At 45.3% G+C, this 16,239-nt stretch carries 15 protein-coding genes; 4 read left to right on the top strand and 11 right to left on the bottom strand.

The window, feature by feature from the left end; genetic code table 11:
* Nucleotides 1–11: 11 nt before the first annotated feature.
* The 5 genes from BV375_RS05705 to BV375_RS05685 all read right to left on the bottom strand — a co-directional run bounded on the left by BV375_RS05705 (nt 12) and on the right by BV375_RS05685 (nt 4,267).
* Nucleotides 12–800, bottom strand: a complete 789-nt coding sequence (locus BV375_RS05705) for a carboxymuconolactone decarboxylase family protein (RefSeq protein WP_086758201.1) — start codon at nt 798–800, stop codon at nt 12–14.
* Between the two features lie 82 nt (nt 801–882).
* On the bottom strand, nt 883–1,866 hold the full coding sequence (locus BV375_RS05700) for an aldo/keto reductase (protein ID WP_086758198.1): 984 nt from the start codon (nt 1,864–1,866) through the stop codon (nt 883–885).
* A gap of 80 nt (nt 1,867–1,946) precedes the next feature.
* The gene (locus BV375_RS05695) at nt 1,947–2,690 is read right to left on the bottom strand and encodes an SDR family oxidoreductase (protein WP_086758195.1); all 744 of its coding nucleotides are present in this window, start codon (nt 2,688–2,690) and stop codon (nt 1,947–1,949) included.
* Nucleotides 2,691–2,767: 77 nt separating this feature from the next.
* Entirely contained in the window at nt 2,768–3,817 is a 1,050-nt protein-coding gene (locus BV375_RS05690) for an NAD(P)-dependent alcohol dehydrogenase (RefSeq protein WP_086758193.1), read from the bottom strand.
* A 12-nt stretch (nt 3,818–3,829) separates the two neighbouring features.
* Nucleotides 3,830–4,267 (bottom strand): cupin domain-containing protein, encoded by a 438-nt coding sequence (locus BV375_RS05685; RefSeq protein WP_243713855.1) that lies wholly within the window; start codon nt 4,265–4,267, stop codon nt 3,830–3,832.
* 278 nt (nt 4,268–4,545) lie between these two features.
* Here BV375_RS05685 and BV375_RS05680 point away from each other — a divergent pair, with 278 nt between their 5' ends.
* The 3 genes from BV375_RS05680 to BV375_RS05670 all read left to right on the top strand — a co-directional run bounded on the left by BV375_RS05680 (nt 4,546) and on the right by BV375_RS05670 (nt 9,086).
* On the top strand, nt 4,546–5,529 hold the full coding sequence (locus BV375_RS05680) for an AraC family transcriptional regulator (protein ID WP_086758191.1): 984 nt from the start codon (nt 4,546–4,548) through the stop codon (nt 5,527–5,529).
* 201 nt (nt 5,530–5,730) lie between these two features.
* Nucleotides 5,731–7,326: a gamma-glutamyltransferase family protein gene (locus tag BV375_RS05675; protein ID WP_086758188.1), complete on the top strand. Its 1,596-nt coding sequence runs from the start codon at nt 5,731–5,733 to the stop codon at nt 7,324–7,326.
* A 287-nt stretch (nt 7,327–7,613) separates the two neighbouring features.
* Nucleotides 7,614–9,086, top strand: a complete 1,473-nt coding sequence (locus BV375_RS05670) for an aminotransferase class I/II-fold pyridoxal phosphate-dependent enzyme (protein WP_086758186.1) — start codon at nt 7,614–7,616, stop codon at nt 9,084–9,086.
* A 34-nt stretch (nt 9,087–9,120) separates the two neighbouring features.
* Here the strand turns inward: BV375_RS05670 and BV375_RS05665 are convergent, their stop codons facing one another.
* The 4 genes from BV375_RS05665 to BV375_RS05650 form a co-directional block, all read right to left on the bottom strand.
* The gene (locus BV375_RS05665; RefSeq protein ID WP_086758184.1) at nt 9,121–9,651 is read right to left on the bottom strand and encodes a type IV pilin-like G/H family protein; all 531 of its coding nucleotides are present in this window, start codon (nt 9,649–9,651) and stop codon (nt 9,121–9,123) included.
* A 504-nt stretch (nt 9,652–10,155) separates the two neighbouring features.
* A complete protein-coding gene (locus BV375_RS05660) occupies nt 10,156–11,394 on the bottom strand; it encodes an IS110 family transposase (protein WP_086758182.1) in 1,239 nt (412 codons plus the stop codon).
* A gap of 181 nt (nt 11,395–11,575) precedes the next feature.
* Nucleotides 11,576–11,767: a hypothetical protein gene (locus BV375_RS05655; RefSeq protein ID WP_086758179.1), complete on the bottom strand. Its 192-nt coding sequence runs from the start codon at nt 11,765–11,767 to the stop codon at nt 11,576–11,578.
* Nucleotides 11,757–12,992, bottom strand: a complete 1,236-nt coding sequence (locus BV375_RS05650) for an IS110 family transposase (RefSeq protein ID WP_086758176.1) — start codon at nt 12,990–12,992, stop codon at nt 11,757–11,759. Before BV375_RS05650 ends, BV375_RS05655 begins: the two co-directional genes overlap by 11 nt.
* Nucleotides 12,993–13,784: 792 nt before the next feature.
* On the opposite strand from BV375_RS05650, the gene BV375_RS05645 reads away from it, so the two are divergent.
* The gene (locus BV375_RS05645; protein WP_086836071.1) at nt 13,785–14,285 is read left to right on the top strand and encodes a DUF2059 domain-containing protein; all 501 of its coding nucleotides are present in this window, start codon (nt 13,785–13,787) and stop codon (nt 14,283–14,285) included.
* 290 nt (nt 14,286–14,575) lie between these two features.
* On the opposite strand, the gene dusB is transcribed toward BV375_RS05645, so the two are convergent.
* Nucleotides 14,576–15,631 (bottom strand): tRNA dihydrouridine synthase DusB, encoded by a 1,056-nt coding sequence (gene dusB, locus BV375_RS05640; protein WP_086758171.1) that lies wholly within the window; start codon nt 15,629–15,631, stop codon nt 14,576–14,578.
* Between the two features lie 92 nt (nt 15,632–15,723).
* The gene (locus BV375_RS05635; protein WP_086758169.1) at nt 15,724–16,215 is read right to left on the bottom strand and encodes an ester cyclase; all 492 of its coding nucleotides are present in this window, start codon (nt 16,213–16,215) and stop codon (nt 15,724–15,726) included.
* Between the last annotated feature and the right edge of the window lie 24 nt (nt 16,216–16,239).

Raw genomic sequence — 16,239 nt, 5'->3', positions numbered from 1 at the left:
GGGAGTCGCTATTACTCCGTCGCCACTTCATTCAGGCAGTTCAAGGCATTCAGTGTGCGGGGATAGCCGACCCAGGGCAATAATTGCGTCATCAGATCCAGCAGCATATCTTTGCCGTTTCCAACATTGAGATTGCCTTGAATGTGTCCCTTTACCTGGGATTCAACTCCACCGAGAGCGATGAGGATGGAAAGGGTGATGAGTTCTCTAACTTTAATGTCTATGCCATTGCGGGTGTAATAGTCGCCAAAGCAGTTGGCAGATAGAAACTTTTGAATGTGTAGCTGATCTTTGGGCGATCGCTCATACATTTGCTCGATCGTTTCACCGAATATGGCTTTCTGCACTGCCAGACCTTTGTCATAGCGGGTTTCGAGGCTGGTGGTCGATTGCCCTGGCAACGGTAATTGAATGCCTCGGCTCGTCAGCACTTCATTCGTGGCATGAACGAAATCAAATGCTTTTGCCATCCCCACGTAGGGTACCGACTGGTACACAATCTCTTTGATTTCGACAGGTGTGACTCCGACATTGAGCGCAGCGCCCACCATGAATTTGAATTCGCTGATTGCCTGACTGCCAATGATCGATGCCAGAATCAGCATGATCCTTGTTTTTGTATCCAGCTTGCTCAATGCAATGACTTCATCGAAGGCGAAGTTGTCAAAGACTTCAATCAGTTCAGGGTCAGTGACTTTCAGGGTTGATTTGTGGTTAGGAAACAGTTCCTCGTGATTGTTGTGTGCCGCTTCGCTGACTCTCGCAGCTTGAGTTCTATCAGGCTGTTGTGTATTGGTCATACGTGCCTCCTTTGTGTTAAATGACAGCGACAGGCAGAATTTCTGGCTGCTGTCTTGCGATTATCGCTGTCATAATATCCGTCTACACTCCTGTTCGCTTTTCCAACTCTTCCGGATAGCGATCGCCTTCCACTTTAATTTGCGCCAATGCCTCGTCGATGCGCTTCAACTCATCCTGTGTCAGTTCGATGTTTGCCGCACCAATGTTTTCTTCCAGTCGATGCAGCTTAGTTGTGCCTGGAATTGGGACAATCCAGGGCTTTTGCGCCAGTAGCCAGGCGAGCGCGATTTGCGCTGCTGTAGCTTGCTTCTGGTTCGCTACCTCTTTTAACAGATCCACCAACACCTGATTGGTATCGAGCGCCTCTGGTGTAAACCGGGGAACGATGCTGCGAAAATCGGATTTGTCGAATTTTGCGTCTTTGCTGATACTGCCCGTCAAGTAACCTTTCCCTAAAGGACTAAACGGCACAAAACCGATACCTAATTCTTCCAGAGCAGGCAACAACGCTTCTTCCGGTCGCCGCCACCAAAGGGAGTACTCGCTTTCAACCGCCGTGACAGGTTGAACGGCGTGTGCCCGACGAATAGTTTGCACACCCGGTTCTGAGAGTCCCCAATGTTTGATTTTGCCTTCACGGATCAAATCCTTGATGGTTCCGGCTACGTCTTCGATCGGCACTTCGGTATCTACCCGATGCTGATAGTACAAATCAATCACGTCGGTCTGCAATCGCTTGAGCGACCCTTCTACAGACTCTCTGATTCGGGATGGATGACTGTCCTGCACTTGCTTGCCGTCTTGTAACTTGATGCCAAACTTCGTGGCGATAACAACGCGATCGCGATAGGGTTTGAGCGCTTCACCCACCCATTCTTCATTGGTAAAAGGTCCATACATTTCGGCAGTATCAAAGAAGGTGACACCGCGCTCCACGGCGGCTTGAATTAAGGCGATTGCATCTTGCTTGTCGAGGGTATTGCTGTAGGCAGAGTTCAGCCCCATACAGCCAAATCCAATCTCCGAAACCTCTAAATTGCTGTTTCCCAGTTTTCGTTTTTGCATTGTTTGAACTCCTGTCTTTGCGTTAAGGTCACGTCGCACCAGACAGCGATCGCACCAGAGTCTAACCGCCAGCACTATCCTTACCAAGGCTGGGTAGTTGGGCCAATCGTAAATTCGTTCACGTTTGTGTCTTCTGGCTGGTCAATCGCAAACGCCACAACATTGGCTACTCGATCGGGTGAGATGCCATGTTGCTCATACAAGGCTGTCATTTTTTCAGCCGCATCTTGGTGGGTAATCTGACTTAGCAACTCAGTGTTAATTGCAGCAGGATAAATTGTCGCAGTACGAATATTAGTTCCTTCTTGAGCAGACTCTATGCGTAGAACTTCCATGAAATCGCGTACAAACCATTTCGTCCCACCATAGATCGCGCCCCCTGGATAAGCTTTTAATCCAGCAACCGATGAAGTTGCGATCGCCTGCCCAGACTTTTGGCTAATAAACGTTGGTAACACAGCCGCGATACCATTTAGTACTCCCTTGATATTGACATCCACCGTTTGATTCCATTCATCAGTTTTCAACGCAGAAAGTGGAGAAGTGGGCATGATGCCAGCGTTCAAGAAAATAACATCGACGCCTCCAAATGTGTCCTTGGCAAGTTTGACAATATCAGCGTTATCTGACGGGTTAACCACATCCATCACTTGATAGATTGCTTGTCCGCCAGCTTTTTGAATTGCATCAGCCAGTTGTCTCAATTGATACTCGCGTCGCGCGCCCAATACGACTTTAGCGCCTTTGCTTGCAAGCAATTTCGCACTTGCTTCACCAATCCCTGATGACGCGCCAGTAATAATCACAACTTTGTCTTTAATCATCTTATTTCTCTTTTGGTTGAGTCACTACTGAGTTCCGCTTTCTTTGGACTTGCCAATAAGGCGAGGTTTCACCTCAGTTATTCCGATTTAAGGGATGCCATATCAATCACGAAGCGGTACTTCACATCAGACTTGAGCAGTCGCTCATAGGCTTCGTTGACCTTCTGAATGGGAACCACTTCGACATCCGCAGTGATGTTGTGCTTGCCGCAAAAGTCGAGCATCTCCTGGGTTTCGGCAATGCCGCCGATGCTAGAGCCAGAGAGACTGCGGCGAGCCATAATTAGGCTAAATGCTGCAACATCCAGAGGCTTTTCGGGGGCACCGACCAGCGTGATGTTGCCATCGAGGCGGAGCAGGTTGAGATAGGCGTTGATATCGTGCTTGGCGGAAACGGTGTCAAGGATGAAATCGAAACTGCCCGCGTGCTTCTGCATTTCTTCGGCATTGCGGGAGACGACCACTTCATCAGCACCAAGGCGAAGCGCGTCTTCTGTCTTGTCTGGCGAGGTGGTGAAGACAACGACATGAGCACCGAACGCATGGGCAAATTTCACCGCCATGTGTCCCAGCCCACCAAGACCAACCACGCCAACCTTTTTGCCCTCGGTAACACCCCAGTGGCGTAGCGGTGAATAGGTTGTAATCCCAGCGCAAAGGAGGGGTGCAACTCCAGCCAGGTCGAGATTGTCTGGGACGCGCAGAACGAAACGTTCATCGGCGACAATGCTATTGGAGTAGCCCCCATAAGTGACTCCTCCCAGGTGCTTGTCTGGGGAGTTGTAGGTGAGGATCACATTTTGGCAAAACTGCTCAAGTCCAACCTTGCAATGGGGGCAGGTCAAATCCGAATCGACCATACAGCCGATCGCAGCCAAATCGCCGGGTTTGTACTTCGTAACTGCCGAACCAACCTCAGTCACACGACCAACAATCTCATGACCAGGAACGATCGGGTAGACTGTGCCGCCCCACTCGTTCCGCACTGAATGGAGGTCGGAGTGGCAGACGCCGCAGAAGAGAATTTCAATTTGGACATCGTGTTCAGTTAGATCGCGCCGATCAATCGTGGTGGAGGACAGTGGTGATGTTGCACTGACCGCAGCATAAGCTTTCGTGTTGTACATAAATGGATACTCCTATTGATTTACGTTGAGTGTTTGGTATTGCTCGTCGCTGACCTGTTCCATCCACTCCACGGGCTTGCCGTCGAGTGCCTCCTGAATGGCAATGTGCGTCATCGCTGTGGTTGGGGTAGCTCCGTGCCAATGCTTCTCACCTGGCGCGAACCAGATTACGTCTCCAGGTCGAATTTCTTCCCTTGGATCACCCCATCGCTGCACCCAGCCGCAACCTGCCGTCACGATCAGGGTCTGGCCCAACGGGTGAGTATGCCATGCTGTCCGAGCGCCAGGCTCGAACGTGACACTGGCACCAGACGTGCGTGCTGGATCGTTTGCTTGGAACAGGGGGTCAATGCGTACAGTGCCAGTAAAATACTCGGCTGGCCCTTTGGCGGAAGGCTGTGAGCCACTTCTTTTGATGTCCATTTGCTTAATTCCTTCACTTGATGCCATTTGGGTTGCTAGCCCAATCGTAGAGATTGAGCACTTATGCTTGCTCTATCTGTAGGGATGGATTATTTTAAGTAGCAAGGTTAGCCTTAACAGCATTTTGGTTGTTAGTAGGCGAGTCTCTTGCCTAATCAAAACTGAGTTTTCTATTGAATAAAAATCTAGAATTGTTACAAGAAGCCGGAATCATTTTTCATTGCTTTAGCTTCATTGTAAGAATCCTCAAGGGCAAGCAATAGAACAATCGTCTAAGATTGTTGTACAATCCTGCAAACTTAGAAATGAATGCTGCCAAAACTAGAGAAAAGTCCGATCTAGATTTAATGAACGACCCGCAGGCAAAGCGCGAGGCAGACAGAGCGCAAGCTAACAGAGACGAATTGACTGAGCGTATTGCACGGGCCATTCGTGATGATGGGATGATAGAGCCACTGACAGGATTGCACTTCAAACGCTCCTCCTCACCTGGGGAATGCGCTCACGGTGTCTCTGTCCCTGCCTTTTGTGTAATTGCCCAAGGCAGTAAAGAAGTGCTTCTGGGCAGCGATCGCTATCAGTACGACCCGATGCATTATCTGCTGGCTACAGTCGAACTGCCGATTGTCAGCCAAATTTTGGAAGCGTCCAAGGAAAAACCGCACCTTAGCCTTCGTCTCGAGCTCGACCCCACGCTCGTTAGCTCGGTTATGGTCGAGGCAGGGTATCCTTCATCACGCAGCCGTACTGATGTCAAAGCGATTGACGTAAGTCCGTTAGATGCAAATCTGTTGGACGCTGTGGTGCGGCTAGTCAGGCTTCTAGATTTCGCTGCTGAAGCTCATGTTCTCGCACCACTGATTAAGCGGGAAATCATTTACCGACTCCTGATGGGAGAACAAGGTAACAGGCTCCGTCATATTGCAGTTCTGGGTGGCTACACTCACAACATTGCCAGAGCCGTCGAGCGACTTCGTAAAGACTTTAACGAGCCGCTTCGTATTGAAAACATTGCACGAGAGATGGGAATGAGTGTTTCAGGCTTTCACCATCACTTTAAGTCTGTCACTGCAATGAGTCCCTTGCAGTTTCAGAAGCAACTGCGGCTCCAAGAAGCTCGCCGTCTGATGTTGGGGGAAAACCTCGATGCTACCAGTGCTGCTTACCGTGTGGGTTATGATGATGCCTCGCACTTCAACCGAGAGTACAAGCGGCTGTTTGGTGCACCACCGATACGGGATGTGGAGCAGCTGCGAGAAGCTGCTAGGGAGACTGCTAGTTCAATATGATCTCCTCAAGACATCTAATCTTGCTAGAAATCGTTTCCACGATCACTCTTGCTACAGAGCGGTTGATTTCATCGCTCTGTAGGAGTTAATTGCAGCAAATTAGAAATGCTATATGTGTTCACCGACACAACAAAAACTGAAAAAATATTGTATTTTATGATACAAATATAAAAACTTCTGTCAAGTCTTGTCCACAAAAAAATGAGTTTGGGAAACCTCACCAACTATCCCTACCTTAGTACCCGACGAGTGATTATGGGTAGTCGCGGAGCTGTTGCAGCCAGTCAACCGTTAGCGACTATAGCTGGTATGGAAATGTTATGGGCTGGTGGTAGCGCTGTTGATGCTGCCATAGCTAGTGCGATCGCACTTACCGTAGTAGAACCTATGGCTAATGGCATTGGTGCCGATGCTTTTGCTTTAGTTTGGGATGGAAAACTGCACGGTTTAAACGCCTCTGGGAAAAGTCCGCAAAAACTCACCTTAAAACAATTTGCCGGACTAAATGCTGTACCGAAATATGATTGGCGTGCTGTGACTGTACCGGGTGCTGTTTCCGCATGGAGAACCTTGTGGGAACGTTGGGGACGTTTACCTTTTGAAAACTTGTTTGCACCCGCAATTCGCTACGCCGAGCAGGGTTTCCCGGTATCACCAATGGTTTCACTGGCTTGGAAACGGTTGGAGCAAAATTATCTTTCTCTAGTTGGTAAAGAATTTGACTGTTTTAAACAAGTATTTTTTCCCAATAGTAGAGCGCCAAGAGCCGGAGAAATTTGGCATTCTCCCGCACATACTCAAACTTTGCGTGAAATAGCTGCTACTGGTGGCGAAAGCTTTTATCGTGGGAAAATTGCTCAACAAATTGCAGACTTTGCTGCCGATACTGGTGGATACTTAACCAAAGATGACTTAGCTGCTCATAAAGCTGAATGGGTGCAACCAATCTCCACAAACTACCGAAATTTGACAGTTTGGGAAATTCCGCCCAATACCCAAGGAATTGCTACTTTAATCGCCTTAAACATCCTTTCTGGCTTGGAATTGTCTCGTTATCCCCGTGAATCAGCAGAAAGTTACCATTTGCAAATTGAGGCGATGAAACTAGCTTTTGCAGATGTGCATAGATACATCGCGGATGAACGTTTTTTAGCAGTAACTGCGGCGCATCTTCTTTCCTTAGATTATGCGGCAAAGCGCCGTGCTTTAATTACAGAACAAGCGATCGCCGTAGCTCAACCAGGATTACCAAAAGGTGGAACTGTATATCTAGCAGCTGCCGATGGCGAATTAATCGTATCTTTCATTCAATCCAACTTCACAGGCTTTGGTAGTGGCATTCTCCCTGCGGCTACTGGGATAGCTTTGCAAAATAGAGGCTACGGATTTAGTCTCGATCCCCAACATCCTAACCACTTCGCTCCAGGTAAACGCCCTTTTCATACCATTATCCCCGGCTTTTTGACTCAAGATCATCAACCGATTGGGGCATTTGGTGTGATGGGGGGAGCCATGCAACCACAGGGACACCTGCAAGTAGTGGTAAATTTGGCTGATTATGGTTTAAATCCCCAGGCTGCTTTAGACGCTCCTAGATGGCAATTTGTCTCTGACTCTACAGTGTTGTTAGAGCAAACTGCATCCCAGAAAATAGCACAGGGATTAGTCCAACGCGGTCATAATGTACAGCAAAATCCCGATGATTTCTTTGGTCGTGGTCAAATTATTTACAAGCAGAATCAAGTCTTAATTACTGCCTCTGAGTCTCGTGCCGATGGTTTGGCTTTGGCCTGGTGAATGAGGATAATCTGGAAGCGATCGCACTCAAAATAAAATATCATCTCAAAATCATTGGTAAGCTAACCCGCTTTTAAGTTGCAGAATCCTTAGCCTCAGAAAGACGCGGCGACGCGGAGAAAGGAAGACGCAAAGATGCAATTTTAATGATTATTAGCTTAAGAGTATAAAAATGTCATACCTTTACCAACGGAATGTTATGAGTCTAATACCAATTTGAAAAAAGAATGTGGCAAATACCCTTGTTGTAGCTTTTCTCTACATTCTCTGCGGTTTTTTTCTCCAAAATGCTCAATCAAAACCAAACACCATTAATAGACGCTATAAAAGCCTGTGCAGCACGTTCTCATGCTCCTTTTTACACTCCCGGACATAAGCGCGGTGAGGGAATTGCTCAACCTTTAGCTGATTTGCTAGGTAAAACTGTATTTGGCGCTGATTTAACAGAGTTAGCAAACTTAGATAATCTGTTTGCACCCCAAGGCACGATTCTCCAAGCGCAACAACTAGCGGCTGAAGCTTTTGGTGCTAAACAAACATGGTTTTTAGTCAATGGTTCTACCTGTGGAATAGAAGCAGCAATTCTCGCCACTTGTGGCACAGGCGATAAAATTATTCTGCCGCGAAATGTGCATTCTTCTGCGATCGCCGGTTTAATTCTCTCCGGTGCTATGCCAATTTTTGTTAATCCTGAATATGACTCTGTTTTAGATATTGCCCACAGTATTACACCAACTGCCGTACAATCTGCCCTGCAACAGCATCCCGATGCGAAAGCTGTGTTGGCAGTTTACCCAACATATTACGGCGTTTGTGGAGATTTAGAAGCGATCGCCCAAATTACCCATCAATACAATATCCCTTTACTCGTGGATGAAGCCCACGGCGCACACTTTGCTTTTCATCCCGAATTACCTACCCCAGCCTTAGTCGCAGGTGCAGATTTAACTGTACAATCCATCCACAAAACTCTGGGTGCAATGACGCAAGCTTCCATGCTGCACGTTCAAGGAAACAGGATAGACTGCGATCGCATCAGTATAGCTTTGCAATTAGTCCAGTCTAGCAGCCCCAGTTATATACTTTTAGCTTCCCTCGATGCCGCACGTCAGCAAATGGCACTGTATGGCAAACAGCTCATGTCTGGCACTTTGCAACTTGCGGATGCAACTAGAACCAAAATTAGCCAGATTCCCGGATTATCAGTTTTAGATATTTCCCAAGCGAAATCACCTGGCTTTGTAGCCTTGGATCAAACTCGCCTTACTGTCACCCTTTCTGGCTTAGGCTTAACAGGATTTGCTGCCGAGGAAATCTTAGACGAACAACTCGGCGTTACTCCTGAATTCTCATCACTGCAACATCTGACATTTATTATTAGTCTCGGCAATACCCAAGCGGATATTGAGCAGTTGGTTGAGAGTTTTACTACCTTGGCTCAGATAACCCCACCGCCACCAGAAAAAAAGGAGTTAATTTTATGGGATGATATTTTTAAGGTGAGTCATCCCGTGCAAATTTCTCCCCGCGAGGCTTTTTTTACCCCTACAGAAACTTTACCTCTAGAAGAAACGAGCGATCGCATCTGTGCAGAAATTGTTTGTCCCTATCCCCCAGGAATACCCGTTTTAATGCCTGGAGAATTAATTACCAAATCTGCCATTGAATACTTGCAGCAAATCCAAGCAACAGGTGGATTTATTACTGGTTGTCAAGATTTAAGCCTCACAACCCTTAAAGTTCTCAAATTATCAGCCTAGTTTGGAGAAAGACAGTCCACTAGACCAACGCATTTTATTCCATCGTTTTAAAACCTATAGGGCAGGTAAACTTATCTTCGTTGAAAACGGGTTTGGGAGGTTGCTCTAATGTGTCTTTCAGGGAGCGGCACATTATTGAGACAGTAAATTTATTCTTTTGATCGTAAGCAACTGCACCCACAAGGCTGCTACGGCCCTTCTTCATCAGACCTAACCCGAAAAAATCAGTTGGGAGTTCTTTAGTAGGAGTTGCATAGATAAATGACCTATCTTTACTCATTTCTACGGTATATCGATAGCGAGTCGTTGCTGGTGGTGCATCCCCATCTCCAAGCCCTAACGATCTATAAGATTCAGCAAAAGCTGATTGTTCCAAGAAATATGCTTGTTGTGCTCTGGTAAAACTGCCAATTGTCGCCCGACTGCCATCACTACAGCCACAGCTTGGTGAAACTTGAATAAAAAGAGTTAAAACTCCCACTGGTAACGCTCCAACTCCAACAAGTAAGAAGATTTTTTTTAAGCTGATTTGAGTACGGTCACTTTGCTCATTCACATCTGGCATATACAATTTCAAGAAGGAAAAAGTCTCTAGTTTAACGCTCTTCCGTCACTTTGGGGAGAGAAAATAAATGTAGGTTGGGGAGCCACTCACGTGGGCGGGTTTCCCGACTTGAGTGAAGTGGCGTTTGAACGCAGTGAAACCCAACTAGATCAAGGTTTAAGGATGTTGGGTTTCGTTCCTCAACCCAACCTACGCCTAAATTTATAAAAGTCCGGCATAATAAGGGTTGTAGATTTTTATCTCACGAGAGTGATTAAAGAGCGTTAAGTAGAACGTTGTGGAAAAACAAAACTATGTTTTGAAAAATCAAATAGGCTTAAACCCTCTTCCCTCCTGCCCTTTGGGTTCGCCAGTCGCTCATGGGGGAAACCCCCAAGACCGCGCTGGCTCACCTTCTAGCTAGAAAAAGAGCTTTGGGCGGAGGTAGCCAGCGTCAATGTTTTGCTGTGGTTGAAAAAATTCGCTTGACAGCAGGTAATTAACATCAGGAGTAGTTGAGGTGAATTATGATGCAATGGCAATCTCAGTTAGATTAACTTGATAACCGAGTTTCTCTAACTGTTTAATCAAACGCTTCTTCTTGAGCTGTGGTTTCTCATGGCACTCAAAGTAATCAGCACCGAGTTCAGAGTAAGGAGTATTACGTAGAATCAGATGATACGCAATCACTAGAATTGAGTGGGCTACGGCAACTGCTGCCCTTTTAGCCCCTCGTCGAGCAGACAAACGGCGAAATTGGGCAGCCAAGTAGGTTTTGGTTCTAGAGGCAGCCCATGCAGCTTGTACAAGGATAGTTTTTAAACTGCGATTACCTTGACGGCTAAAAGAAGATAATCTTTTGCCAGCACTCTCACAATTGCCAGGAGCTAAACCAGCCCAAGCAGCCAAATGAGCCGCGCTTTTAAACCGACTCATATCAGTACCGATTTCACAAACAATAACTTCCGCAGCTTTGCGGGCAACACCAGGTATGCTGTCAAGTAGTTCCACTACTTGCTCAAAAGGGCGGCAGTATTCCTCGATTTGTGAATCGAATTGTTGAATTACCGCGTCGAGACTTTCAACTTGAGAGAGTAATTGCGCCAGAATAAAACGATGATGAGGTTGAACTCGACCGATCAAAGCTTGGGTTAACTGCTCTTGTTTTGAACGCAATTGACCACGAGCTAATTGTGCTATTTGCTCTGGATTTGTATTGCCAGCAATTATTGCCTTGAGCATGGCACGTCCAGACACCCCCATAATATCTGTGGCCACAGATGCAAGTTTTATATTCGCTGCTTCCAGTACTTTTTGGATGCGGTTGACTAAATTTGAACGTTCGCGCACAAAATTTTGGCGGTGGCGAATCAAGTCCCGCAAATCTCGTTGTGGTTTCGGTGGAATAAAACTTGGACTTAACAACCCATGCTGTAATAGTTCGGCCAGCCATTGAGAGTCTTTAACATCGGTTTTACGCCCTGGAACGTTTTTCACGTGACGAGCGTTAACTAACATCACTTCTAAGCTCGTTTCTAATATGTTGAATACTGGTCGCCAATACTCCCCTGTACTTTCCATTGCTACATGGGTACAACCGAGACTCACCAACCAATCAAGCATATTCAAAAGGCTATTGGTATGGGTTTCAAATGTTCGAGTTTCTCTTCGACATCCTCCTTTTTCCTTGGGGGTAATTACACAAGCAGTTACTGTTTTTTTGTGTACATCAAGTCCTGCACAATGGGTGTAAACTACTTCCATAACTCACCTCATATCCAAACAAAGAAAACTTTTTTTTTGGTTTTAAGGTGGTACTCCAAAGATACTCAAATTGCTAAAATTCTAGCTGGCGTGCTTTGCGTGCCTGATTCTACACGCTTGCGACATTTGGTTGTGCTTGAATGAGTATCGCGGCTAGACTGACTTTCAGGCTAATTTTGCACTACTGAACCACAACCTCTATTTGGAGTACCATTGGGGAAAATATCATACTTTCATGCTTGGTTGTGGGTTTTTCCCGTGATTGACTGACTTGAAAATCAAACTTGGGCAAAAACTCAACAACGGTATGTGGCTGAAGTCGTTGAATGGCGACAGCCAAAACTAAAATATTGATTGCGGGTTTAACTTGCAACTGGAACAGGCTCAAGATTAACTTGATAACCAAGCTTTTCTAAGCGTTTAATCAAGCGTTTTTTAACACTTTCTGGTCGTTGTTTGTCAAAATAATCAGCTCCTAAATCTTTGTAAGGTTCTTGGCGGGATATGAGATGATATGCAATCACTAAAATTGAGTGTGCAACAGCAACCGCAGCGCGTTTTTTACCTCTGCGTGCAGCCAGACGACGAAACTGGGCAGCAAGGTAAGTTTTCGTCCGAGCCAAAGCATGGGCAGCTTGAACCAAAATAGTTCGTAAAACTCGATTACCTTTGCGGGTGCTGTCAGAAAGCTTTTTACCGCCACTTTCATAATTGCCAGGGGCAACCCCAGCCCAAGCCGCTAAATGTTCGGCACTGGGAAAACGGCTCATATCTGTGCCAATTTCCGAGACAATAATCTCAGCAGTTCGACGTGCGATACCAGGTATCGTGTCAACTAACTCAACTGCTGCCTCGAAAGGGTGGCAATACTCCTCGATTTGTTGGTCGAAAAGTTCAATCGATGAGTCAATACTATCAATTTGAGCTAGTAGCTGGGCAAGGATAAACTTTTGATGGGGACGAACTCGCCCCTCAAGAGCGGAAACGAGCAAATCATGCTTTTTGGTCATTGTCCCTTTTGCCAGACCCGCCATTAGTTCGGGAGTACTATTACCCTCGACAATCGCAGCCAGCATTGCTCGTCCTGATACCCCCATGACATCGCTTGCAACTGAGGCGAGTTTGATATTGGCGGCTTCGAGTACTTTTTGGACTCGGTTGACCAAATTAACTCGTTCGCGAATAAAGTTACTACGATGACGGGTTAAGTCACGCAAGTCTCTGTGCTCGATAGGTGGGATCAAACTGGGACGTAGCAGCCCATGCTGTAGTAGTTCGGCTATCCATTGAGCATCTTTGATGTCTGTTTTTCGTCCTGGCACCGCTTTCATATGGCGGGCGTTGACTAAAATAACTTCAAAGTTGCCTTCCAAGATATTAAAAACAGGCCGCCAGTACTCTCCAGTACTTTCCATCGCTACATGGGTACAATCATGACTTGTTAACCAGTCACAAAGATTTAACAAGTCTTTAGTCATGGTGCTGAATGTCCGAATCTCCTTGTGCCATCCTCTCGAATCATTGGGAGTGATGACACAAGCTACTACGCTCTTTTTATGTACATCCAAGCCCGCACAACGACTGTAGACTACCTGCATCTCCCTTGACCTACTACAAAAGCATCAAATTGATAGGGGAGCCAGTGCGGTCTTGGGGTCTCCCCAAGTTGAGCAACTGGCGTGGCTAATTCGTGGATATCTCTGTTGGTAGATTCTGACTTGCGTGCTTACTAAAACTTTCAAATAGTCTAGTAGCGACAATTGGCAATGCCTCTCGATATCCGGGTTCGACTGCCTCTCAGGCTCTGGCGCTCTACTGAAGGAACAACCTCGCTTGTATCAGCCTTATCTTGGAGGCTACCATATTTTCATTCATGGTGGTGAAATTTTTTCATTGGGACTGCCTCCTGCCTCATCCCAACGATAAATATTCACGCCGACCTACTTAGCTTCTCTGTTGAAAACTGATAACCACCTCAGCATTCATCACGAATTTACTACCAAAGTTTTTAAAGGGATAGTAAGTAATTTCAGCAAAGCCCAAAGTTTTCTTTAAGGGGAATCGCTAACTGCTTTCTAGGTATAAACTTTAGTAAATGGGCAAGGTATATTCGCCAAATGCCCACATAAACTATGCCACAAGAGTTAATTACTGGTGTAGATTTAGTGCTAGCTAGATGGTAATCTATTGTACATAAGTTAATAACTCTAGGTGTTATCTACAATGGGCAATTTGTAAACAAATCCTTTAGCATATCAAGTTAAGTTGAATTTTCGTTTGAACTAAGGATAGCAAACTCAACATTAATAATCTATTTGTTGGGTCCTGTTCTTTATATTATAAAAGTCTTCAAGCTTTTTTCAATTGATAATTGGTCCCAAATAAATAATATGAAAATGAAACTTTTAATTTCGGCTGTTGCTATTTCACTAATCGCCACTTTTAACGGAGTTGCTTTTGCTCAAACTCCTAATAATTCGACTGGGCCAACTCCAAATGCTCAAGATACAGACAAAATAAATAACATAAAGAAATTATTAGAAATAACTGGTGCAAGAAATCTTTCACGACAAGTCATCAATCAAATGTTCGTAGCCTTGAAAGGTGAATATCCTCAAGTACCGCAAAAATTTTGGGATACTTTTTTAGCAGAACTAAAACCAGATGACATGATCAATGAGTTTATTCCTATTTATAATAAATACTTTACCAATGATGAGATAAAACAAATTATTGCATTTTATCAAACACCATTAGGACAAAAAACACTTACGGTTATCCCCCAACTTTCAAGGGAATCAGCCGCAATTGGGATAAGATATGGAAAAGAAGCTGCCGCAAGAGCTATTAAGAAATTAGAAGCGGAAGGATATACGCCTCGTCGTCAATAACAACAGTTTATATAAATTAAACTCATCCCACCTCTTGTATGGGTGGGATTTTACATTAGACTTCTTGCATAAGTCGATGTTTTGAAAATCGAACCACACATAAATATCTGTGTTTATCGGTTTACCCTACGGGAAGCCACTTTGTGTCTACATCTGTGGTTTTTTTATTCTTATTCGGATTTTTGCAAGAAGTTTATTAATGGAAACTAGCCAGTTAAAAACGAAGGGTATACTCCCGTTAGTTAGAAACGTGGAATAAATAAAATCCAATTACCAAAATTAGATGGCTATTAAATCAAAGCAAAGTTCGATTCTGTATCTACTTCAAGTTCATAACCATTAGCTAATTTTTCAATTGCTCGATCAATCAAATCTAAACCTTGATTGACAGTTTCTACTAAACTTAGCTGTCCCCGCAAATCAGCAGCACCTACAAACCCTTTAGCATACCAAGTCATGTGCTTGCGAGCTTGACGTACACCGCGATCGCCTTTATATTCCCACAAAGCCTGTAAATGTTCTCGCGCGCATTCCAGGCGTTGAATTGGCGTTGGTGGTGGTAATAGTTCTCCAGTTTTCAAGAAGTAATCAACTTCTCCCACCAAAAAGGGATAACCTAGGGTTCCACGAGAACACATTACCCCGTCAGCGCCAGTCTGCTCTAAGCATTTCACCGCCGCCTCAACTGAGAAAATATCTCCATTACCAATGACTGGGATAGAAAGTACTTCTTTAACACGCGCAATCCATTCCCAGCGAGCATGACCATTGTACCCTTGGGCACGGGTGCGTCCATGCACCGTAATCATTTTCGCTCCGGCATCTTCCATCCGCTTGGCAAAATCGAGAATAGTAATTTCCTTGTCGTTCCAGCCAATACGGGTTTTTACGGTTACTGGTACATCAACAGCCTTCACCACTTCGCGCATAATAGCTTCTGCTACTTCTGGTTGACGTAATAGCGAAGATCCACCACCATTTTTGGTAATCTTATTTACTGGACACCCCATATTGATATCAACAGTATCAGCACCTTCCGCAACCGCTTTTACTGCTGCTTCTGCCAAAAAATCTGGACGACAATCAAATAACTGGATGCTAATTGGTCGTTCATTGGGGTCTACCTCCATGATTTTCGGCAACTCCTTGACATAATGCAACCCCGTAGCATTTACCATTTCTGTGTACATCATCGACTCTGGTGCATAGCGACGTACCAAACGGCGAAACACCATATCCGTCACCCCAGATAAAGGCGACTGCAAAACCCGGCTGTTGACTTCAAACGATCCAATTTTTAGGGGTTGGGAGAGTCTAGCTTTGAGACTAGGAGATAGAGTAAGCATACAAAGAATTCAAAATGCAAAATTAATAATATTTCTCTAATCAAGATGCGTCTTGATTGAATTTACTTGTAATTGAAGCGATAAGCCTTCTCCTAGCGGAGACGCTGCGCGAACGGCATAGCTTTGCTTAACGCCAAATATAATTTTCGTACAATCAAACCTGGCCCTGGTATTGGAATGATTCCCACTTGTTGCATCAAGCCTAGCAAGTCACTTTGACCCCAGTGTTCCACGAGTTTACCATCTACGATGCGATCAATATGAAAGAATGGGATGGTGATTTGCTTACCTGTGGGAGGAATACCTTGTAATTCTCCAAAATGAGTACCGCTAAAAGTACCGCGCGTCACGACTTTATCATCCTCAGCAATTACATCTTCAAATCGGTGCATCCCATCAGGAAAGGCAGAACGAAAAGTCATCAGTACAGATTGCATGAACGCTTCACGATTCAGCGGTTCGCTAGCACCTGGTATGTGAGCAACAAAATTTGGGGCAAGAGATTCCTGCACTTTGTCTAAATTGCCTTGATCGAAGGAGTTGTACATTTGCAATACAATCGACTTATTTTGTTGATCTGACATAGACATCCCGGACTAGCATCAAAT

It is taken from the genome of Nostoc sp. 106C, assembly GCF_002154725.1.
In the GTDB taxonomy this organism is placed as follows: Bacteria; Cyanobacteriota; Cyanobacteriia; order Cyanobacteriales; family Nostocaceae; genus Aulosira.
The sequence above is the reverse complement of the archived record's forward strand: the minus strand, read 5'-3'. Positions and strand labels throughout refer to the sequence as shown.